Source organism: Eisenbergiella tayi (assembly GCF_001881565.1).
Taxonomy (GTDB): Bacteria; Bacillota; Clostridia; order Lachnospirales; family Lachnospiraceae; genus Eisenbergiella; species Eisenbergiella tayi.
In genome coordinates, this window is sequence record NZ_MPDJ01000005.1 from 393,460 (window position 1) to 415,540 (window position 22,081).

A 22,081-nucleotide genomic window follows, 5' to 3' on the forward strand; every position below is an offset into this window, starting at 1 on the left:
CCTCCGATCACCAATTCCTGATATCTTCCCTGTATTTCCGGTATACCGCTTCCCACTCGTCCGGCTTCTGCGGTTCAAATCTGCGGATATCCTCCGAAGCCTTAATAACACTGCGGATTTCTTCCAGGCTTCCGATAACGCCCTCCGCCATAAGCTGGATAGCGATATTGCCATAAACAGTCGCCTCAATGGGCCCGGCGTAAACAGGGCATTTGCAGGCATCCGCCGTCAGCTGGCAGAGCAGGACGCTCTGCGTTCCGCCGCCCACCATATGGATTACCGGATATTCTTTTCCCGTACACTCTTTGATCTCTTCCAGCGCCATACGGTATTTCAGCGCAAGGCTTTCATTGATGCAGCGCACCAGCTGGCCCTCTGTCTCCGGTACCGGCTGGCCGGTACGTTTACAGAATTCCCTGATTCTGCGCGGCACATTTCCTGAAGGGGCAAATTCCGGTGCATCCGGATCTATCAGAGAACGGAAGGGTTCTTCCGATGCCGCCAGCTTTTCCAGTTCCCCGAAACTGAACTCTTTTCCTTCACGCATCCACTGCCGCCGGCTTTCCTGGATCAGCCATAGGCCGATGATATTTTTCAGGAAGGAAATCTTTCCTCCCACACCGCCTTCATTGGTAATGTTAAACCGGGTGCTCTTTTCATTTATGATAGGAGTATCCAGCTCTGTTCCGAACAGGCTCCAGGTACCGCAGCTGATGAAAATGAAATCCTTTTCCCCGGTAGGCACCGCAGCCAGGGCACACTGGGTATCATGGCCGGCTCCGGCCACTACCTTCATGGGCTCCACTCCAAGTTCTTCACAAATCTCCGGCCTCAGCATTCCCACAGGCGTCCCGCTGGGAACGATTTTCTGCAGGAGACGTCCCGGCAGCTGTAACTTCTCAATTACCTCCCCGGACCATTCCTTACGCACCGCATCCAGCAGCTGTGTGGTGGATGCCGCGGAATATTCACAGCATTTTTCTCCGGAAAGATAGTAATTAAACAGGTCAGGCATCATAAGAAGGCTGTCCGCCAAATCCAGCTGCCGTTTCCGGTTCAGAGATAAATACAAAAGCTGGAATACGGTGTTAATCTCCATAAACTGATTGCCGGTTATCTGGTAAAACCGATCCTTATCTATGCTTTCAAAGCTTTTTTCAAGCATTCCTGTCACTCTGGCATCACGGTAATGCACCGGATTCTCCAGGAGGTTTCCTTCTTCATCCAGGATACCGAAATCCACACCCCAGGTATCCACGCTGATGCTGTCTATTTTCCCATACGCTTTGGACTTAATCAGTCCCTGCTTTATTTCATGGAACAGGCGGAGAAAATCCCAATACATGGTTTTCCCCAGAATGACGGGATCGTTGGAGAAGCGGTGAAGCTCCTCCACACTTATTTTTTCCCCGTCAAAGCTTCCCAACATGACTCTGCCGCTGGAAGCCCCCAGGTCAACTGCCAATACCTTCTTTATTTCCATAGGTTCCTCCTACTTGTACAGAGGTCCGTAAGCCTCACATGCACGGTAGTCCTGGCCTTCTTTATCCATTCCGAAAGCATTCCATGCGGAAGGACGGAAAATCTTTTCTTCCGGCACATTGTGCATGCTTACAGGAATGCGCAGCATGGAGCACATGGTAATCAGATCTGCTCCGATATGTCCGTAGCTGATGGCACCGTGGTTGGCGCCCCAGTTATTCATTACATCATAAGCCGTTGCAAATGCGCCCTTTCCTGTGGTACGGGGAGCAAACCATGTGCAGGGCCATGTATAGTCGGTACGTTTCCAAAGCTTGTCGGAAACCTCATCCGGCAGCTTCACAGTCCAGCCTTCTGCAATCTGAAGCACCGGCCCGAGTCCCTTAACCAGGTTCAGACGGATCATGGTAACAGGCATTTCCGCCTCGGTAAGGAATCTGGAGGAATATCCGCCGCCTCTGAAGTAGCCGAAATCAGCTGCATTCCAGGTAGTGGCTCCCATAATAGCCTTCTGATCCTCTTCCGTAACATCATACCAGGGCTTCATCACACCATTGCCGTTTTCATCCTTTGCCTGTCCGTTGGCATCCAGACATGCGGCTCCGGAATTGATCAGATGGATAAATCCGCCCGCATCCTTTGCAACACCCTCGATATCATAGCCGGTTGCCTTCTTAACCGCTTCCGGACTCCAGTATGTACGGACGTCGGCAAAAATCTGTGCACGGTTGGTCAGAAGCTTCATGAACATCATTCCCAGTCCGTTCAGAACATCATTTTCCGTCGCAAGGACATACGGCTCTCTCGCCCCATTCCAGTCAAAGGAGGTATTGAGCATCGCCTCTGCAAAGTCACAGTTGGGATAGAAGTCTGTCCACTGACGCTGTCCCTGGAAGCCTGCGGCAATCGCATTATGGCCCACCATCTCTTCTTCGCAGCCTGTCGGAAGATTCTTATTGCCGTTCATCAGATCTTTGATGATGCACATCATCTTCACAACGAACTCCCAGTCCTCATCCTTCTTTTCCCTGGACTTCTGAACCTCTTCAGGATTCTTATCAAAGCCTTCGATGCAGTTTGCTTTTGTCCAGGCAAGAGCTTTCTCAAATTCTGCTTTATCATAAATGCCTTCTGTCATGCGGCGGATGATTTCCACTTCATCCACGGATTCCACACGCATACCCAGATATTCTTCTATAAATGCCGGATCAATGATGGATCCGCCGATACCCATACAAATGGAACCAATCTGCAGATAGGATTTTCCTCTCATGCTGGCAACAGCTACGGCAGCACGTCCGAAACGGAGAAGCTTCTCCACTACATCCTCCGGAATATCCGTGGCATCCGCATCCTGCACATCATGTCCGTAAATACCGAAAGCAGGAAGCCCCTTCTGTGCATGGGTTGCCAGAACGCTTGCCAGATATACGGCGCCGGGACGCTCTGTTCCGTTAAAGCCCCATACACCCTTTATGGTTCTGGGATCCATATCCATCGTTTCTGCGCCATAGCACCAGCAGGGTGTTACTGTCAAAGTAATATCCACGCCTTCCTTGCGGAATTTGTCCGCACATGCCGCTGTCTCTCCCACACGTCCGATGGTAGTGTCTGCGATGATAACCTTTACCGGCTCGCCATTGGAATAACGAAGGTTTTCTTCAAACAGCTTCGCCGCCGCTTTCGCCATATTCATGGTCTGCTCTTCCAGAGACTCCCTCACCTTAAGATAGCCTCTTCTTCCGTCAATCGTAGGTCTGATGCCAATTACAGGATAATCCCCCACATATCTGTTTTCTGCCATTTTTCTTTCCCTCCTTGTTAAAATAACACAACCGGTTTCTCTTCGGCTTTCCGTAAACACGTCAATACGGATTATGTCCGTTATGTTCAGTATAGCATTGGCAATTTTGTTTTGCCTGTGTTATAATGGCAAAAAATATAACAATATTCACTTTTTATTCTTTCTTCCCTTTTATCGGTAAAAAGAGAAAATACAATTGCGGCAGAGGCTTCTGCAGGGGCTTTTTCGGAGGAAAAGGAATGCATTATCTGGATTATAATGAAAAAATAGAACATGGCACCCCTGATTTCCCCATCGCCTTTTATCATGTGGATGAGCACCATTCCCGCTATAACATGCCCTTCCACTGGCATAAGGAAATGGAACTGATTCAGGTTCAAAGCGGCTCTCTGCGCCTGTTTCTGGATGATCGGGAAATCCTTGCCAGGGCAGGCGATGTCATCCTGATCGAGGAAGGGGTCATACACGGCGGCATACCGGAACACTGTGTCTATGAATGCGCTGTTTTCGACCTTAAATCCACCCTGATGCATACGGACGCCTGCAAACGTTATATCCGTCTCATTTCCCGCCACCAGATCCAGCTGTATAATTATTTTCAGGCGGTTCCCCGGGAAGAAACCGTCCGGGATCCTTCGGTTCTGCCCGGCGCTGCGCCCTCTTCCATGGACAATTCCCGTCTGCTTCAGGCCGTGGGAAGGCTGTTTGATGCCATAAGGTATCCTCATGCGGGCAGCGAGCTGAGTACGCTGGGCGCGCTGTATGAAATCTTCGGATGCCTTTTTGAGGAAGAATATTATACTCCGGTGACGGATGCCCCTGCTCCCGGACAGAAAAAAATGGATCAGCTCAAGCCTGTACTGGAATATATCGACGCCAATTATTCCAGCCCTGTTACTCTTGCGGATCTGTCGCGCATTGCAGGAATGACTCCCAAGTATTTCTGCCGCTATTTCCGGGCCGCCATACACCGGACCCCTATGGATTACCTGAATTATTACCGGATTGAACGGGCCTGCTATATCCTCAGCACAACAGAGCTTCCTATTACGGATGTCGCTTACCAGTGCGGCTTTAATGACAGCAGTTATTTTGTAAAGACCTTCAAGAAATATATGGATGTCACGCCGAAGCAGTATGCCCTCCGCCTGTAGAACCGGATTCCTGAGCCGTCAAAATCACGGCTCTCCGGCTGAAAAAACTCAGGTAATGATCCTTAGGCAATGATCGAAGAAAGAGACACATGCCGCCGCCGGCATATGTCTCCTTTCGTTTTCAGAATGTTTGAGACTGAGGTTTCCAAAGCAGCACTCTCCTGACAGCGTTCTGACACCAGGCTGATCATCAAAGCTCCGCTCTGTTTACTTATGTATTCTCAGGAAATACGGTTGAGCCACTCTTTTCACATAAAGATTGTCCTTTAAAACCATGATTTTCTCTTTATCATAAAAAGAGAGAAAAGATCCTGCTTCAGAAGCCTCTGAAGAACCGGACTCCGGTATGGATGCGGATGGAAACCACATCGAAAATTCGTTCTGTCGATACTTAATAAGCTTTTATATGATTAATAATAATGCAATGTGTGGTTCCTGTCAACTAATTTTCCTCTTCATGTAACTATTGTAAGCATGCTTTTTATTCTTACTCTGATATTCTGCGCGTACACCTATTTGCCCTTCGCAATTCCAGGAAATACGGACGTAAAAATGTTCTTTTTTTAACGTAACTGCTAAGACAAAAATAACAGCGCAGGACCGATAGCCGGTACTGCGCTGTTATTTTTTATCTTTCTGTTATATTCAGATCTCATACCAGATTATCTGGTTCGGCTCAAGATCCAGTTGGAAGGCTGTGCCGTCTCCCTTATAAACGGTGGTTGACTGCGCTTCATAGGTATTATTAACCACACAGTATTTCCCGTTCTTGATATAAGCATGCACTTCCACATTGACATTGGTACTGAACCACTTATTAATGTTTTCTTCATCCCCGGCGCTCCACAGAATAGCACGGTAAAGGAGCCTGCTGTTCTCAAAGCTGTAGGGAAGCCCGCTGATATATACGGCGCGGCCTTTTCCGAATTCGTTTACTGCCAGATGTACTTCCTTTTCCTTCGCTTCCAGCACTGTCGTGTTTTCAAGGGCATAAATATATTTTCTTGATTCCCCAAAATCAATCTCGTCCTGGGCATCAGCAGTAATGAAGTGGTCGTGGTTTTCCCAGTTATACTTATCATAGCCGAGTGTGAAGTCTCTTTCCTCTTCCACACCGAATACATTGGACAGCTGGAAGAAATGTCCGTTGGCCTGGTGCCCGCTGGGTTCTCCCACACCGATAATGCCGCCGCCATTGTATACGAATTCCTTTATAGCGGAAGAAATCACCGGATTGCACCACCATTCGCCGCCGGTATGTGCCGTATCCGCATCACCCACATTGATGATCACATCGATATCCTTCAAAATATCCTTATTTTCCAGGATATCCTCAAAGCTTATAAATTTCACATCAAAAGGGGCTCCGGAAAGTGCTTCGATAATACCTGCATAGGAATAATTCTGCTTGAAGTAAATGGCATGATGCACCATATGGCAGCCCCAGGCTCTCATCTTGCCCCAGCAGTTAAGTACAGCAACCTTTTTTACACAATAGGGCGTGGTTCCCTTAATATTTTCATATAATTCCCGGAATTCCTCACAGACGGATTCCACATATTCCACAAAATCCGGGAACTCATTCGCCAGCTTCAAATAACCGCCGTATCCGATACGATCAATGGGCTTTCTTAAAATAGCGCGTCTTGCCGTCACCCAGTTATATTTTGCCTCTTTAACCGGATCTCCCCCCTCATGGAAGGTATCGGGGAAGAAGTAAGGAAGAAGGCGCCCTTCTGTATATTTTACCCCTTCTATATCACTGATAAGACGCAAGGTTGAACCATTGCCCACGCTTCCTACCACCGCATCCAGCCCGATGCCTGCAAATTCTTCCATGAACGGTTCGGTGCCGATCCAATGATCGCCCAGGAACATCATGGCTTCCCTGCCGCATTCGTGGCAGATATCCACCATTTCCCTGGCTATCTTCGCCACTTCCCTTCTCTGGAAAGCCTGGAAGTCTTTAAACTCACGGGAAGGAATTCTGTACTGGTTATTATAATAGCCCTGATCGATAATATATTCCGGACGGAAAGGATATCCTGCTTCCTTTTCAAACTGTTCCAGGATATAAGGGCTGACTGATGCGGAATAGCCATACCAGTCCACATATTTCTCCCTCGCCAGTTCGTCGAACATCAGTGTAAACTGATGGAAGAACGTGGTGAACCGGAGAACATTAACATAAGGATGCTCCTCAATGAACTTACGCAGGCGCTTCATCGTATATTCATGCGTCTTGGGCTGTCTCACATCAAAGGTGATCTGATGCTCCACATCCTTCCAGTCATTTACAACAGCGTTATACATATGTACCGGATCCCACATGATATAAGCGAGGAAGCTCACTGTATAATCATGGAAGGGGATGCTCTTAATTTCTACCTCACCGGAAGCCTCATCATAAGACCAGCTGTCCGTGGGAACCACTTCCCCGGTGCTTCTGTCAATGACTTCCCACCAGCGCCTGATATCATCCCGGCAGTTGGGTGTGAGCATATCTGGATATAAGCCCTTCATGAGGCGTATCCTGAGGCTGTCCCCGTCTGCCGTGTAAATGGGCGTCATCACATACATCTGCTGGATTTCATCCGGATTGGCTTTTGCCCAGTCATTATCTTTCCTGGTGGTATAATAGGTGGAATATACCTTTAAGCCCACATCCTTTAACTCTATGGGGAAGTCTGTCCCGTCGCAGTCACGCACCGCGTCGGCCCCCCAGCGCCTGGATAATTCCAGGGTCTCCTGAATCACATCTACATCTGTAGGAATTGTTACTCTTCCTTTATTCTGGTCCATCCTGCGACCCCTCCTGTTTTTCATTTTATCCTTTATTCACAAGGAAATCAGCCCTTGATACCGCCGCCCGTTACACCGGCAATAATCTTCTCCGATAAGAAGATATATAATAAGAAGGTAGGTAAAAATACGATGACAACAGCTGCAAACAATCCGCCGTAATCTCCCGTGTATTTCATGGAGTTTACAATCTGCAGCAAACCTACTCCGACAGGCGTCATCTTTTCGGAGCTTGCGAAAATCAATGCCATGAAGAATTCGTTCCATACTCCGAGGAAATTGAAAATAGTAACCGTAATCAGCGCGGGCTGAACCAGCGGCAGCATGATAACCCAGAAGGTTTTTGCCGGAGGACATCCGTCGATTGCCGCGGCTTCTTCGTAGGTCTTGGAAAGGGTTGCGAAGAAGTTGAGCAGATAGGTTGTGGTATAAGGCACATTTAAAAAGATATACAGCAGTATCAGCAGAATCCTGCCCTTTACATTCCACTTTGTGGTCAATGCAAAAATAGGCATGATAATCATAACGGCGGGAATACTCATGGCTACGATCAGGCCGGATTTGATTGCTTTATTACAAATGAAATCAAATCTGGAAAGCACATAAGCGCCCGGCGCGGATATCAGAATAACGCCGACACAGGAAACGACCGCATAAAGCAGCGAGTTTGCGAAGAATACGGAAACGTTCTGCGCCTGCCATGCGTTTACATAGTTTTCCAAATGGAAACCACTTTCGAATTTGAAAACAGTACCCGAGAAAATTTCTCTGGATGTGGAAAGGCTGGCCCCCAGAATCCAAAACAAAAAGGCCGCTGTAAATATAATCCAGACAAGTACAATAATATAACCGGGAAGAAGGGACAATTCCTTTTTCCAGTTTACCTTTTGCTTGATTTTAGTTTTATTTTCTTTACTCATCATTCACTCCATTCTGCAGACAGGCATGTACTGCGTTCCATCCTGCCGCCCCAAATCCCTTAGACGGTGTCTGACAGACAATATTCCAACCTGCTTAAAATTCCAAATCATCGTCCTTAAGCAGTCTGTTCATAACGAAATAAACCACTACAATAATGAGGGCAAGGACAACGCCTACCGCAGCACCGGCTCCGGCATCCCTGTTCGCATTTCCTTTTCCGCCGAATACCGTATCATACAGGTAAACAACCGGAACAATGGTAGATGCTTCCGTATCCACCGGCGAGAACATCTTTGACCAGAGGAAGAAGGTTGTGGTGTGAACACTCCAGAAGGTTATATTTGTTTTGGTAATTCCCTTTAACAGAGGCATGGTGATTTTTCCGAACTGCTGCACCTTATTGGCTCCGTCAATGGTTGCCGCTTCATATAAATCCTGAGGGATCCGTTCAATACCACTGATAAAAATCAGCATGTAATAACCTACTGCGCCAAAAATGAAGGCAAACAGCATGGCCCAGAACTTCGTATCGGTTCCCAGCCATTTCACGCCGTTAAGGCCGAGGGCACCCAGTATCTTATTCAGCATACCGTAATCATTGTTATATACGTACTGAATCCACATGGTCGCCAGCGCTACGGCACTGATAACGTTAGGAAGATAAATTGCCGCACGGAAGAACTTTTTAAAACGGATGCCGCTTGTGAGGATAACGGCAAAGAGCAGTGAAAATGACAATGTAAAAATACCGCCGACCAGCCAGATACGGAGCATGTTCCACATGGAAACCCGGTATGTGGGGCTGCCGAATATTCTGGAATAATTGCCCAGTCCATAGAAAGACCATGTGGAAACATCAGACGTAACACTTTCAATCCGGAAAAAGCTCATAATCAGTGTTCTTGCAACCGGATAAAGATACATAATAAATAAGGTCAGCAGACATGGCAGTATAAAACATATGATCATAGTTTTATTTTTTTTCATTTATACGTCACCTCATTTTATAAAAAGAGGCGGCACCACTACAGTGCCACCTCCACCGGGTAAACCCTTTTTTAGTATAAAGCGTCCATTGCTGCAGCGAAATCTTCGCCGGTAGCATATTTGCCTTCAAACAGTCCGATGATGATATCCTTGAAGTTAGCCTTCAGGTCTGCATTTTCATTCAGTCCCATGTTCCATGTAAGCGGGCTGTCGGTAGCCTGAAGAGCTTCGATAGTACCGTTCATGATAGCGGGAGCTGTATTTCTGGGATCCGCAGGAATCTGGGAAGCTGCATCAGCCATCTTCTGGTCAAATTCGCCGGATGTTAAGAGCATAAGGAAATCGAAAGCTGCCTGAGGGTTCTCGCTGTAAGAGGAGATTGCCAGAGAGTTAGCGCCTGCATAAGCGTTGGAAGGATCCGCACCGCCTTCTACTGCAGGATAGTTAAACATTCCCCAGTTAACCTCAGTACCGCTGTTGTTGTTAACTTCTGCTGCTACATAGTTAGCACATACAACCATTGCAACCTTGCCTGTAAGACCGATCTTGTTCTGGCTGGAAGGATATTCATCCGGAGCGCCGTCTGCAAGATATCCTGCTTTTACAAAGTCAATAATCTGCTGAGCTGCTTCTGCAACGCCTTTGTTCTCGCCCCATCCGCCGTTAAGAGCCAGGTCTGTAATCGCATCCTGTCCGATAACTCTGTCAAGGTGATAACCGAAGGTAAAGTCTGCATATGCGCTGTCAAGAGCCAGCGGCTGATATCCTTTGTCTACCATAGCCTGGCATGCGGTAAGGAATTCATCCCATGTTGCAGGTACGCTGGTGATTCCGCAGTCATCAAAGATGTCTTTGTTGTAGAATACACCGCCAACCTGAGGCTGTTCGGTTACACAGCAGAGGAAGCCTGCCCATTCGGTAGCTACATCGTTGAAGCACTTGAAGCTCTGTGCATCGTAGTTGGCTGCTTTAGCCATTTCTGTTAAATCGTAGCAGTAATTTACATATGTTTTTGCGATTCTGGAGTAGTCATCTTCAAAGATGTCTATTTTTTCTCCGGATTCCAGGGCTGTTGCGATGATAGTATTGATATCACGTCCCTTCCATTCGATATTCACGGTAGCGCCTGTCTGCTCTTTAAAAGCATCGGCAGCTTCCTGAATTACTTTTCCCTGAGGCTCTGTGGAGTTCCACATGGACCAGAAGGTTAACGTTACGTCGCTGTAATCAGCAGCGCCGGCATCTGCCGTGGTTTCCGCTGTTGTATCAGCAGGTGTTTCTTCCTTTGCTTCTTCTGTTGCTGCAGGCGCCGCCGGCTCGGCCGGAGTGCTTTCAGCAGGTTTGCTGCTGTTGCCGCAGCCTGCAAGCAGGCTTGCTGCCATTACAGCTGTTAATAACACACTGACAATCTTCTTTTTCATTTTTTTCCTCCTTTAGTTTGAACATTTCCGTATTGCTTTTTGATACTATCAGTATATCCTCTATAAGATATCCATACAATCCATATCTTGCTTCATTTTTTATAAATCTTGCTTTTTACCCCATCATTTGATAAAATACTTTTAGTAACTTACGTGCATCAAAAGAAATAATCGAATATTTTTTACAACAATGTGCTTAATTTGCCAATTTCAATTTTTGTCGTTTTTGTATTTTTGCACATCTTTTTTGTACAAATGCCCGGCTTTCTTGCACATCCGCTTTTACGCAACGCAGTATTTCTAAAAAAGGAGGCTTTTTATGCCTATTTCAAGATATTCGATGGAGAATGATAACATCAATCCCATCAATGCCAAGCTGCTGTATGTGACCCATTCCGTATATGAGAATGACTGGCCCAGCCTTCCTCATACCCATTACTTTACGGAGCTGTGCTATATCAAAAGGGGAAAAGGCAATTATCTGATAGAGGATCAGATTTATCCTGTGAAGGAGGATGACTTTATTATTATAAACTCCAATATTACACATACGGAGCGTTCGGTGGGGGATATTCCCCTGGAATACATAATCCTGGGGGTTGAAGGGCTTAATTTTTCCTTTGAAGGAGATCATGAGCATATCATTTTCAGCTGCAGGAATGATCATGCCAGGTTCATGTACCATATGAACGGGCTGCTCACTGAAATGGAGGAAAAGAAACCCAACTATGAGCTGGTATGCCAGGATATGCTGGAAATACTGATTGTCAATCTGATACGGCGGGCACATTTCGACTTCGAGTCTGTTTCCTCCGTCAAATCCAGCCGGGAATGTATCAAGCTGAAGCAGTATATTGAGATGAACTATCCTCAGGATATCACGCTGGACACTCTTGCCGAGGTATCTCATCTGAACAAATATTATATGGTGCATGCCTTTACCAGGCAGTTCGGCTGTTCGCCTATCAATTATTTATGCGAGGTAAGAATAAAGGCCAGCAAGGAGCTGCTGGCCACAACGGATTACAGTATTACGGAGGTCGCCCAGTCCTCGGGCTTTTCCTCTCAAAGCTATTTTGCACAGTGCTTCCTGAAGCACTGCCGGATGACTGCCAGCGCTTACCGGAAGGCCTGCCGCAGTGAATAACGGATATTTACAGCGGCAGTTCATACTGTCCTTCCAGGCAGGATGCGGTCTTGCGCACGGTCACTTTTTCCCCGTCCCGGACACTGCCCACAAGCAGCTCGCCCTGCCTGTCCGCTTTACGCAGGTTTTCCTCCAGGGATTTGGGGGAATGATTGGCATAGCAGTAAATACAGCCGTTGCGGCAGGTATTATAGGCGCCGATATCTATGCTTTCATAGCAGCCGCAGCCCTTTCGCTGCCCCTTATCCGGTTTCAGTTTGAGTTTTCCGCCTGTGATATCCTCGATTACCGCCTTGTCAATGCAGGAAGCCCTGCCCACGCCGAACGGAGTCAGATCCTTCCCTTCACAGCAGGCGTTAACGGAAAGCCCCCGGGCGGATGCCGTATGGGAGAAAAAGGCCGCCAGTTCTTCCATCTCTTCTTCCGTCACCGGACGCAGCTGCTTTTCCGCCCGGGATCGCAGCGCCTCTTCCTCCTCTTTCTCATATGCCGGAGTCTTTTCCCTGCCAAGCTTCGTATACATATCCACAAAGCTTATCGTAATGCTTCGCATGCAGCCCTGAAGTTCCCTGCAAAGACGTTCAAACTCCTTTTTATGATAGTTCAGATCCAGAACTTCATTCACCACCACAGGATCATAACGCCAGATTATGCGCTCACTGCCAACCCTTCGCGCCAGTTCCCGGAAACAGTCCTCGATTTCTTTTTTATCACGCAGTCCGGGTTCCAGATTTTTTCCGTACGGAGTCAGGGTAAACTGAAAATAATACCGGTATCCCATGGCATCGAGTTCCTTCAGATAAGACATGAGAGGCGCAGGATCCTTGCTCCAGAACACAATACAGTCCACCACGTCAGGCGTGAGGGCTATCCGGCCAAGCTGCCCCGGGTTCATGGGATTTCTTACCACCGCATATCCCGCGCGGATACGGTTCATGAACCATTCGCTGTGCCGGCACGGTATATCGGTGCGTCTGGATACGGATAAAATCATGACAGCTGTTCCACCACCTTCTCAAATCCCATGCCATGGGAGGCTTTGATCAGTATCGTATCTCCGGGCTTCAGAATTTGGTTTATCCCTTCTAACAGGCTTTCCCGGTCTTCAAAATAGAAGATTTCCGCAGCAGGGCCGTCTTTCCTTTCCCCGGCTGCTTCCCTGGCTCCCTCATAGATACAGCGTGCCAGCTTTCCCGCGCAGATAATGCATTCCACACCTTTGTCCGCCGCATATTTTCCTACGCGGGCATGCATTTCCTTTTCCTGTTCTCCCAGTTCAAACATATCGCCCATAACGGCTACCCTGCGGCCATCCGCCTGGAGCAGCAGATCAATGGCGGCCTCCATGGAAACAGGATTGGCGTTATAACAGTCGTCTATCAGGACTTTATCCGGCAGCTTCACAATATGGCTGCGCCCGCTGACGCTTTCCACCGCCGCGATGCCATCCCGGATTTCCTCCGGGGTCAGTCCCAGCAGCTGCCCCGCCGCCGCTGCGGCCAGCGCATTATATACCATATGTTCTCCCGGCAGAGGGATCTGAACGGCAAAGCTCTCACCATTTCCGTGGATGACGGCTTCACTTCCGAATAATCCCTTTCCTTTTATGTCCGCGGCATATACCCGGCATTGCTCCGACAGCCCGAAGGTCACCGGTTTCTTCCCCTTTACTTCCTTAATGGAAGCAAGCATGTCATCATCACCGTTTATGCAGACGCTGCCGTCCTCTTTCATAAAGTCAAACATCTCGGATTTCGCCTTCAGGATCCCTTCTCTGCTGCCCAGGAATTCCAGATGGCATTGGCCGATATTTGTCATAATACAGATATCCGGGCGGGCGATACGGCTGAGATTATGCATTTCCCCGAAATGGTTGATACCCATTTCCAGCACGGCTACCTCCGTATCTTCCGGCATGGACAGCACGGTAAGAGGTACTCCCACTTCATTATTATAGTTGCCCAGGGTTTTGTGCACCTTATATTTCATGGAGAGCACGGCGGCAACGAATTCCTTCGTGCTGGTCTTTCCGACGCTTCCGGTAATTCCCACCACTTTGACAGGCAGCTGCTGCCGATAGAATTCCCCGATCTGTTTCAGGGCCTCAAAGCTGTCCTCCACGACGATACAGGGACCGGGTAAACTTTCCGGCTCCTTTTCACATACAACGCCCAGGGCGCCTTTGGCAAAAACATCGGGGATAAACTGGTGTCCGTCCACCCGTTCCCCTTTTGTGGCTACGAAAATGAAATTTTCTCCGGCCTTCCGGGAATCAATAACAACACCTGCAGCCTCCGCATGTTCGGTTTCCTTCCGGGAATTCTCCGCGGGGTATAAAAGCCTTCCGTTACAGGCTCGGGCTATATTGGTTAAGGTCATATTTTTCATATTTTCTCCCATCCGCTCCGCAGGTTTCATTCGCCTTCCTTCAGAGCCAGTTCCATGATCCATTCGCACAAATCTTCAAAGCTGACGCCCATAGCCTGCGCCTCCTGGGGAATCAGGGAGGTAGGGGTCATTCCGGGAAGGGTATTGGCCTCCAGGCAATAAAGCTTACCGTCACCGTCCATCATAAAATCCATGCGTGCATACTGCTTCAGCCGCAGCGCCGCGAATACTTTTTCGGAAATCGCCTGCATTTCCTCCGCCTTTTCCTTCGGCAGATCGGCCGGGCAGGTTTCGATGGTGCTTCCCGCCTGGTATTTATTTTTATAATCATAAAATCCGGTGAGCGGGGCGATTTCAATGACAGGCAGAGCCTTTCCGTCAATGACCGCACAGGAAAATTCCCTTCCCTGGATGTATTGCTCGATTACCGCTTCTTCATCATATCGAAAGGCCTCCTCAAGAGCCGCCTGGTATTCCTTTTCATCATGGGCGATACATACGCCTACGCTGGAGCCACCTCTGCAGGCCTTTACCACGCAGGGGAAGGGTACTCTCTGTGTGCTTTCCTCTCCTTTTTTGAGATGGATTCCTGCCGGAGTCGGAATGGAGTGAAAGGCGAACAGTTCCTTTGCGAGGCTTTTATCCATGGCCAGTGCGGAACTGACATAATCCGTGCCGGTATACCGGATTCCCAGCAGGTCAAAGGCCGCCTGCACCTTGCCGTTTTCTCCGTCTTCTCCATGCAGCCCCAGAAAGACCACATCAGCCATCTGGCAGACAGGGATGACGCCCGGGCCGAAAAAGCTTTTTCCGCCGTCTTTACGCAGCGCTTTAATGCTGGAAATGTCGGGATTGCTCTCCGTGATTCCTCCGATGTTTTCCGTCCAGTTGATATTCTTTTCAAAAATATCCTCATAGTCCCCTTCATATCCTAAATAGACATCCAGAAGAATGGCCTGGTGTCCTTTTTTCTTCAGCGCTTCATAAATCATCCGGCTGGAGCTGAGGGAAACGTCCCTTTCTGTGCTGATTCCGCCGCCTAAAACTACGATTTTCATGCATTTCCTCCATTTTGCTGTCCTGATGACAGATTTTCTTTTTGGGTGACAGTTCTGATGTCAGAGCCGTTACCTTTATTTACCATATTTTTTACCGTGCCTGTTTATGCAGGAACGGGGTGGATTTTTGCCTGTGCTTCTCAATTGTAGCATATATGGGGGTATTGTAAAATGAAAAAAATGCTTCTTTTTTTGCGCTTTGTGCTGTGGGAGTACGCCTCCCGCCTTGCACGCTTCCGTCTCTGTGCTGTTTCCTCCCGGCCCTCTTCCGCCTTCCGTCCCGCCGCAGGCCCTCTGTATGTACGGCGGCAGACAAAAAAAGGGGGTGTTCCTAACTGTTTTGTCCTTCTATTCCGCTGCCAACGCGGCTGAAACTCCTCCCTTCGGTCGTCAGACAGCGCCGCCAGCACAACATTGCATGGATATTGCAGTCATGAGTGCTTGATATTTCTGTCAGCGCAAGGCGGAGGAGGGAGGCGATGCGGTGGCATCGTTGACCGACGACAACGCAGTGCTGGCGGAAATAGCAAGTGCTCATGACTGTGATATCCATGCAATGTTGTGCTAAGGGCGGGCAGCGGAATAGAGGGACAAAGCAGTAAGAAACATCTCCCTTTTTTTGAGATGCCGCCGTACATACAGAGGGCCTGCGGCGGGACGGAAGGCGGAAGAGGGCCGGGAGGAAGCAGCACAGAATTCGGAAGCGTGCAAGGCGGGAGGCTGGGGGTATGTATAAGGGGTAAAAAAAGACGAGGATAATGAAGGAGCTTTGGCCTGTTGGAAGGGATGGGGGATAACAGGGAAAGGTCCTTCATTATGAGGGAGGGGAGGGATGAGGGATTTATTTGAAGTCCTTTTTTAGGGATTGGAGAGTTAGGGGCTTGGGGTTAAAAGTTTTCGTCGCGGTAGGCTATGGTGCCGTTGATGATGGTGCACATGGTTTTGGTGAAGGTTTCCATGGGGTTGCCGGTGAAGATGGCTATGTCGGCATCTTTGCCGGGTTCGAGGCTGCCTACTCTGTCGTAGACGCGGCAGATGCGGGCGGGGTTGCAGGTGATGGCGCGGAGGCCTTCTTCCATGGGGAGGCCGGATTTAACGGCCAGGCCGGCGCAGAGGGGGAGGGATTGGATGAGGGTGACGGGGTGGTCTGTGGTGATGGCTACCAGGACTCCGGCCTGGTGGAGGACTGCGGCGGTTTTGAAGGCCATGTTCTGGACTTCTATTTTGCTGCGGCTGGAGAGGTCGGGGCCTACTATGGCGGGAAATCCTTCTTTTGCGAGTTCTTCGGCGATGAGGTGGCCTTCGCTGCAGTGGTCGAGGGTCATGGAGAGGCCGAATTCTTTGGCTATCCTTATGGCTGTGAAGATGTCGTCGGCCCGGTGTACGTGGGCTTTGAGGGGGATTTTGCCTTCGAGTACGGGGAGCCAGGGTTCCATGCGGAAATCGGGTTCAAAGGTGGAATCGGGGGATGATGGGGATTTTCCCTGATTCTTTTTTTGCCAGGCTTGTTTTTTCTTTTGGTACTCTCTGGCTTTGAAGAGTTCTTCGCGGAGCAAGCCGGCTATGGCCATCCGGGTGACGGGAGATTTTTGCTGGTCCATGAAGTTTACTTTGGGGTTTTCTCCGAAGGCTATTTTCATGGCGGCGGGTTCTTTGACGATTAAGTCGTCTATGCGGCGGCCTTTGGTTTTGAGGAAAACGAATTGTCCGCCTACTACGTTGGAGCTTCCGGGGCCTGCCATGATGGAGGTGATTCCGGCGCGGACGGCGTCGTCAAAGGCTGCGTCCATGGTGTTTATGGCATCGAGGGCTCTCAGCCATGGGGTGACGGGGGATACGTTTTCATTGCAGTCGTCTCCTTCCATGCCTTTTTTTTCTTCGGTGATTCCTACGTGGCAGTGGGCTTCGATTAAGCCGGGCATGACCAGGCATCCGGAGGCATCGATAATTTCGGTATCTTTGTCCTCCGGTATTTCTATCTGGTCTGCGACTGCGGTGATTCTGCCGTTTTCTGTGAGTACGCATCCTTTTGGCAGGACTTTTCCTGCCATGGTCAGAATGCGTCCGTTTGTGATCAGAAGCTTTTTACACATTTCAGCTCAGCCTGTTCAGCGGATTTACGGGTTGACCGTCCTTGGTCAGTTTGAAATAAACATTGCAGCCTTCCACACTGTAATATTTCGTGGGTTCCGCTACCTTTCCTATAATTTCACCGGTTGTTACGACGTCTCCCTCTGCTACGGTAAGGTCGGTGAGCTGGCCGTAGGTGAGTTCGTATCCGTCTCCCAGGTTCACTACTACTGCCATTCCGATTTCGGGATCTTCGTAGACGGAGGTAACCTGTCCGTCGGCTGCGGCAGTAATGCCTTCACCCTGTGTTGCGGCGATGATGATGGCGGGATTATATTTGTATTGCTGAAGGGTTGCGAAATAAACGGTCTTGTCCATGCTGTAGTTTACCAGGACATTTCCCACGATGGGCCATACAAGGGTATCGTTGTCCGTAAAGTCCAGGGCAGGGGTTGTGTTCATGGCGTCTTCATCGCGTTTTGCGGTATCGGTGGAATCGTCTGTTTTGGCGATGACCTCAGCCGCATTGGCTTCCAGGGCTTCTTCTTCGGCAGGATCAGCGGCTGCCAGATCTTCTTCTTTGGATGTCAGGCCTGCGTCGGCGAGGCCTTCACCTGCCTGGCCATTTTCCAATGAAGCCTGGCCTGCTGTGCTTCCCAGCATATTCATTCCGGGGTTGTCCACATTTCCGGAATTCGCTTCCTGGAAGCTGGGATCGTAGTCCAGTTCGCCGGTATCTGCATACTGGCCGTCTCCTGTGCTTCCGTCCGCCTGCGCTTCGCCTGCTTTTTGTTTATTGGATTCTTCCAAAGCGGTGAAATCCACCACGTATCCGTCTTCCTTATCCTGACTTTTGTTTCTTACATACAAACCGGTTGCGGTCAGCGCCGTCAGAACGAGGCAGCTGGACACCAGCATGATCGCTTTTTCTTTTCTAAAGCTTGATCTCCTTCTTCTTCTCATAGGGCATTCCTTCTCTTTCCTATTCATTTTGGCAGATGCCAATTATCAGTTGAAATCCTTCAAGCTTAGTCTTTCCGTTTTCCCTTCCTTTATTCAGTTTTTTGAATTTCCACGCCTTCAAAAAAAACATGCAGCAGAGCCAGAAAATCTTCTCCCTGTACCGCCCTTCTGTTGGCTTCAAACTGGCAGAAACCCAGCCCGTGGCCTACTCCCTTGCTTTCGAGCGTCACGTTTCCTCCGTTTTCACTTATGGTAAAGCAGGCGGACTGGAGGGAAAAAAGGCTGCGGAATTTTTCTCCCGACATATGTATACCGGCCGCTTCCACCCACAGCACGTAACCGGCGCTGTCCCTGGTCAAAGTTATTTTTTCGGAACCGTCAACACCCATGGCCGCCCAGAAATCTTTCTCTTTGAGGGTGACTGTGCTGCTGTAGCCGGACGCTTCTATATCATGGCTGCAGTCCACGCTGGTCAGGTAGTCATAGCCTTCACCGAAAACTTCTTTTCCGTTTCTTGTTTTGCCGGCGCTGAGCCAGAAATAGGCGGGTTCAATAATCTGGCCTTTCCAGGTCATATACATGCCTTTTGTCTGTGCCGCCGCAGAAGCTATTTTGGCCTGTTTTTCTTCATAGCTGTCTTCCCAGAGGGCTTCCCTGCTACGCATATCCAGATATTCCTGGCCGATATCCCTGGCATAGACGGTGTTATCATCTATGGATTGTCTGTTTTCATAGGCTCTCATGCATAGGGTGCGGAGAATTATGGCCTGGGCTTTAAGTGTTTCCTCTTCACAGTCCGCAGGAATGCTTGCGGCGAGAGCACCTTCCACATAGGTTTCCAGGGGCAGCCTGCTCACTCCGATGCCGGTATCGCAGGCTACCATGATACTGCTTTCGTCCCGGGGTACCGCCAGAGTTTCTTCTCCCACATCGCCTTTTCCGAAAAGCAGGCTGCAGGCATAGGGAAGAAGCAGCAAAAATAAAAGCACCGCACATAGGTCCAATAATCGCTGACGGCCTGCGGTACTTCTGAATGCGCCCTGCAGCGGCCTTCTGGAAGCAGGCCGCGCTTTCGGTAATAAGGAATTTCTGTCCATGGGCATCTCTCCCTTTCCTGCAAAAATTTACGTTACTATATTTTATGTTGTAAAAATAAAATTATTCGAAAGCAGGTGACGGAACAAAGGATGACGCGTTCTGCCAGGTATCTTTTTGCGCAAAAAGAGCCGCATCCTTTTCAGGAATACGGCCCGTTTGCTTTTTTATACTCTGTTGTAGTTTATGAGGCAGCCTTCCAGAATAATCCGGCGCTCTTCCTTTGTTAAATCTCCTAATGTGAGGGTAAAGGACTTCAGCCCGTCTTCCTTCACCACATATGCGGTAATGGTGCCCTGTTCTTCTTCCACGGCTTTACGAATTCCGGGAATAAACAGGTAATCCAGGTTAGTGAAAGGCAGTTCCCCTTCTTCAATAAGGAAAGGAAGCATTCCCCAGTTAATCAGGTTGGAACGATATCTCTTGGTCGCATATTCGTTGGCGATGTTCGCCCAGCCGCCCAATACCTTCTGGCAGCTCGCCGCCTGTTCCCTGGCGGAGCCATCTCCGGGTTTTACGGCAAAAATAGTGGAGCCAAAGCCTATGTTTCCTTCTCCCACATCCGGGTACTGTTTGCGGATTGTTCCCATTACAGGAGCGAGCTCCGGTTTTTCTTCTACAGGGCATTTTCCTTCCATCACTGCGGTCTGCGCCTTCTGGATTTCTTTTGCCCTTCCTACGTAAGCGGGATCCTTTCTGGATAAGGTGAATTCCGCAAGGCCCAGAGGGTTGGAACGGTAGGAGGAGGTTTCACCGGAAGGAATCAGCTCGTCCGTGGTTGTGACCGGATCATGGATTTCGGAAACCACCTGAAGCACCATGTTTTCAGGAAGGCTGCACATCGCCGGCCAATCCTTGATATTGGGCCCGAAATGGATTTCCACATCCGGATCTGCCACGCCCTTGGAATCAAATACACGATTCTCATAGATTTTGGAATCAAAGTGGTATTTATATTTACCAAAGGTCCCGTCGAATTCGGTAGCGGGTGTGAGGACACCTTTGTTTGCGGCTGTGGCTGCGATGGAACGGGCATCCATGAGTGCGACGGATGCGATCTGGCCGTTCTGCAGCTTGCTTCCTTCCCTGTTGGGGAAGTTTCTTGTGGAATGGCGGATACTGAAGCCGTTGTTGGCAGGCGTATCTCCTGCACCGAAGCAGGGTCCGCAGAAAGCGGTCTTCATGACAGCGCCGGTCTCCAGGATGGTGGCCGCACTGCCGTTTTTAATCAGTTCCATATAAACAGGCATGGAAGCCGGATATACGCTTAAGGTGAATTCATCTGCACCGATATACTGTCCTTTCAGGATATCGGCTGCCGCACAGATGTTTTCAAAACCGCCTCCTGCACAGCCTGCAATAATCCCCTGATCCACACAGAATTTACCATTTCTTACTTTATCCCGAAGGGAATATTCCACAGCGCCGTCAAGGCTTACCGCCGCGCGCTTCTCCACTTCATCGAGAATATCCTCCAGGTTTTCATTCACTTCCTGAATGGTATAGGTATTGCTGGGATGGAAAGGCATTGCAATCATCGGCCTTACTGCGGAAAGGTCAACACAGATCATGCCGTCATAGTATGCAATTTCTCCGGGAGCCAGTTCTTTGTATTCATCCTTCCTGCCGTGGATTTCATAAAATTCTTCAATTTCCTTATCCGTTTTCCAGATGGAGGAAAGGCAGGTGGTTTCCGTAGTCATAACATCAATTCCGATACGGAAATCCGCGCTCAGGCGTTCCACGCCGGGGCCTACAAATTCCATCACTTTATTTTTTACATATCCGTTCTTAAATACGGCTCCGATAATAGCGAGGGCAACGTCCTGGGGACCTACGCCCTTCACAGGTTCTCCTGTGAGGTATACGCCAATCACACCGGGCATTTTGATATCATAGGTCTGATTCAGAAGCTGCTTCACCAGCTCCGGTCCGCCCTCGCCCATAGCCATGGTTCCCAGAGCGCCGTAACGGGTGTGGGAGTCGGAACCGAGTATCATCTTACCGCCGCCTGCCAGCATTTCTCTGGCAAACTGGTGGATAACCGCCTGATGAGGGGGTACGTAGACGCCGCCGTATTTCTTTGCACAGGTGAGGCCGAATAAATGATCGTCTTCATTGATGGTTCCGCCTACCGCGCAAAGGGAGTTGTGGCAGTTGGTAAGGACATAGGGAATGGGGAATTTGGTCAGGCCTGAAGCCCTCGCGGTCTGAATAATGCCGACAAAAGTAATATCATGAGATGTGAGCTTATCAAATTTAATTTTAAGGCTGTCCATGTTTCCGGATGTATTATGGCTTTTCAATATTCCATAACTGATTGTTTCCTTAGACGCCTCTTCCTTATTCATCTGTTTTCCGGTTTTTGCAGCGACAGCCGCCGCAGCTTCCTGGTTGTCAGGGATGATTTCCGTGCCGTTTAAAAGATAGGCACCGCCTTCCAGTAATGTTACCATGTGATTCCTCCTTCTATAATTAATGAAACAATAAAACTTTTCATGTTGGGTGCTGATACTTTATTATAGAGGAAAGAGAAAAAGGAATCAATCTTAAATTGTTGCTTGTTTAAAAGTATTGGTCGTGGGTTCAAGAGATTCCTGTGCGCCGATGATGCCTGTCCCTGCCCTTCCTTTGCGGGGCGGCGGCCTTGCAAGGTTCCTGTGCAGGCAAACGACTTTTAGTCGTTTTTGCTTATCGCTCGGATAAGTACGCAGCGGTACTAACGCTGCAAAAGACGCAGCGTAAGGACCGGCGTGCTTATGACGGCCTTTACTGGAATCCTTGCAAGG

At 49.1% G+C, this 22,081-nt stretch carries 15 protein-coding genes; 2 read left to right on the top strand and 13 right to left on the bottom strand.

Translation table 11 applies throughout. The features are described from left to right. Positions 1–7 precede the first annotated feature (7 nt). Positions 8–1,483 carry a rhamnulokinase gene (locus BLA28_RS19850; RefSeq protein ID WP_071699341.1) on the bottom strand — a complete coding sequence of 492 codons (1,476 nt, stop codon included), beginning with the start codon at positions 1,481–1,483 and terminating at the stop codon, positions 8–10. A 9-nt stretch (positions 1,484–1,492) separates the two neighbouring features. Continuing rightward, positions 1,493–3,286, bottom strand: a complete 1,794-nt coding sequence (locus BLA28_RS19855) for an L-fucose isomerase (protein WP_069157792.1) — start codon at positions 3,284–3,286, stop codon at positions 1,493–1,495. 239 nt (positions 3,287–3,525) lie between these two features. Here BLA28_RS19855 and BLA28_RS19865 point away from each other — a divergent pair, with 239 nt between their 5' ends. Beyond that, positions 3,526–4,440, top strand: a complete 915-nt coding sequence (locus BLA28_RS19865) for an AraC family transcriptional regulator (RefSeq protein ID WP_044963760.1) — start codon at positions 3,526–3,528, stop codon at positions 4,438–4,440. 645 nt (positions 4,441–5,085) lie between these two features. Here the strand turns inward: BLA28_RS19865 and gnpA are convergent. From gnpA to BLA28_RS19885, 4 genes are all read right to left on the bottom strand, one after another. Next, positions 5,086–7,242 (bottom strand): 1,3-beta-galactosyl-N-acetylhexosamine phosphorylase, encoded by a 2,157-nt coding sequence (gene gnpA / locus BLA28_RS19870; RefSeq protein ID WP_069157794.1) that lies wholly within the window; start codon positions 7,240–7,242, stop codon positions 5,086–5,088. Positions 7,243–7,289: 47 nt separating this feature from the next. Further along, positions 7,290–8,162 (bottom strand): carbohydrate ABC transporter permease, encoded by an 873-nt coding sequence (locus BLA28_RS19875; protein WP_009251828.1) that lies wholly within the window; start codon positions 8,160–8,162, stop codon positions 7,290–7,292. Between the two features lie 94 nt (positions 8,163–8,256). Continuing rightward, positions 8,257–9,150 (bottom strand): carbohydrate ABC transporter permease, encoded by an 894-nt coding sequence (locus BLA28_RS19880; RefSeq protein WP_044963732.1) that lies wholly within the window; start codon positions 9,148–9,150, stop codon positions 8,257–8,259. Between the two features lie 71 nt (positions 9,151–9,221). Continuing rightward, positions 9,222–10,571, bottom strand: a complete 1,350-nt coding sequence (locus tag BLA28_RS19885; protein WP_069157795.1) for an ABC transporter substrate-binding protein — start codon at positions 10,569–10,571, stop codon at positions 9,222–9,224. Positions 10,572–10,890: 319 nt separating this feature from the next. On the opposite strand from BLA28_RS19885, the gene BLA28_RS19890 reads away from it, so the two are divergent. Further along, entirely contained in the window at positions 10,891–11,718 is an 828-nt protein-coding gene (locus BLA28_RS19890; protein WP_069157796.1) for a helix-turn-helix transcriptional regulator, read from the top strand. Positions 11,719–11,725: 7 nt separating this feature from the next. On the opposite strand, the gene BLA28_RS19895 is transcribed toward BLA28_RS19890, so the two are convergent. From BLA28_RS19895 to BLA28_RS19930, 7 genes are all read right to left on the bottom strand, one after another. Further along, on the bottom strand, positions 11,726–12,712 hold the full coding sequence (locus BLA28_RS19895) for a DUF1848 domain-containing protein (protein WP_069157797.1): 987 nt from the start codon (positions 12,710–12,712) through the stop codon (positions 11,726–11,728). Next, a complete protein-coding gene (locus BLA28_RS19900) occupies positions 12,709–14,136 on the bottom strand; it encodes a UDP-N-acetylmuramoyl-tripeptide--D-alanyl-D-alanine ligase (RefSeq protein ID WP_242880605.1) in 1,428 nt (475 codons plus the stop codon). The genes BLA28_RS19895 and BLA28_RS19900 overlap by 4 nt, the downstream gene beginning before the upstream one ends. Then, positions 14,133–15,164: a D-alanine--D-alanine ligase family protein gene (locus BLA28_RS19905; protein ID WP_069157798.1), complete on the bottom strand. Its 1,032-nt coding sequence runs from the start codon at positions 15,162–15,164 to the stop codon at positions 14,133–14,135. The genes BLA28_RS19900 and BLA28_RS19905 overlap by 4 nt, the downstream gene beginning before the upstream one ends. 887 nt (positions 15,165–16,051) lie before the next feature. Continuing rightward, on the bottom strand, positions 16,052–17,215 hold the full coding sequence (locus BLA28_RS19915) for an amidohydrolase (RefSeq protein ID WP_242880606.1): 1,164 nt from the start codon (positions 17,213–17,215) through the stop codon (positions 16,052–16,054). A gap of 43 nt (positions 17,216–17,258) precedes the next feature. Continuing rightward, complete coding sequence (locus BLA28_RS19920) at positions 17,259–18,197, bottom strand: M23 family metallopeptidase (RefSeq protein ID WP_069157801.1); 939 nt, start codon at positions 18,195–18,197, stop codon at positions 17,259–17,261. Positions 18,198–18,286: 89 nt separating this feature from the next. Further along, positions 18,287–19,294, bottom strand: coding sequence for a SpoIID/LytB domain-containing protein (locus tag BLA28_RS19925; RefSeq protein WP_169897276.1), 1,008 nt, complete (start codon positions 19,292–19,294; stop codon positions 18,287–18,289). Between the two features lie 165 nt (positions 19,295–19,459). Then, positions 19,460–21,748 carry a hydratase gene (locus tag BLA28_RS19930; RefSeq protein WP_069157803.1) on the bottom strand — a complete coding sequence of 763 codons (2,289 nt, stop codon included), beginning with the start codon at positions 21,746–21,748 and terminating at the stop codon, positions 19,460–19,462. Positions 21,749–22,081 lie beyond the last annotated feature (333 nt).

Coding starts and splice junctions, on each gene's coding strand:
- BLA28_RS19915 (WP_242880606.1), bottom strand. CDS start 17,215: ATGGCAGGAAAAGTCCTGCCAAAAGGATGCGTACTCACAGAAAACGGC.
- BLA28_RS19895 (WP_069157797.1), bottom strand. CDS start 12,712: ATGATTTTATCCGTATCCAGACGCACCGATATACCGTGCCGGCACAGC.
- BLA28_RS19850 (WP_071699341.1), bottom strand. CDS start 1,483: ATGGAAATAAAGAAGGTATTGGCAGTTGACCTGGGGGCTTCCAGCGGC.
- BLA28_RS19920 (WP_069157801.1), bottom strand. CDS start 18,197: ATGAGAAGAAGAAGGAGATCAAGCTTTAGAAAAGAAAAAGCGATCATG.
- BLA28_RS19905 (WP_069157798.1), bottom strand. CDS start 15,164: ATGAAAATCGTAGTTTTAGGCGGCGGAATCAGCACAGAAAGGGACGTT.
- BLA28_RS19925 (WP_169897276.1), bottom strand. CDS start 19,294: ATGGACAGAAATTCCTTATTACCGAAAGCGCGGCCTGCTTCCAGAAGG.
- BLA28_RS19930 (WP_069157803.1), bottom strand. CDS start 21,748: ATGGTAACATTACTGGAAGGCGGTGCCTATCTTTTAAACGGCACGGAA.
- BLA28_RS19885 (WP_069157795.1), bottom strand. CDS start 10,571: ATGAAAAAGAAGATTGTCAGTGTGTTATTAACAGCTGTAATGGCAGCA.
- BLA28_RS19855 (WP_069157792.1), bottom strand. CDS start 3,286: ATGGCAGAAAACAGATATGTGGGGGATTATCCTGTAATTGGCATCAGA.
- BLA28_RS19880 (WP_044963732.1), bottom strand. CDS start 9,150: ATGAAAAAAAATAAAACTATGATCATATGTTTTATACTGCCATGTCTG.
- BLA28_RS19890 (WP_069157796.1), top strand. CDS start 10,891: ATGCCTATTTCAAGATATTCGATGGAGAATGATAACATCAATCCCATC.
- BLA28_RS19875 (WP_009251828.1), bottom strand. CDS start 8,162: ATGAGTAAAGAAAATAAAACTAAAATCAAGCAAAAGGTAAACTGGAAA.
- BLA28_RS19900 (WP_242880605.1), bottom strand. CDS start 14,136: ATGAAACCTGCGGAGCGGATGGGAGAAAATATGAAAAATATGACCTTA.
- BLA28_RS19865 (WP_044963760.1), top strand. CDS start 3,526: ATGCATTATCTGGATTATAATGAAAAAATAGAACATGGCACCCCTGAT.
- gnpA (WP_069157794.1), bottom strand. CDS start 7,242: ATGGACCAGAATAAAGGAAGAGTAACAATTCCTACAGATGTAGATGTG.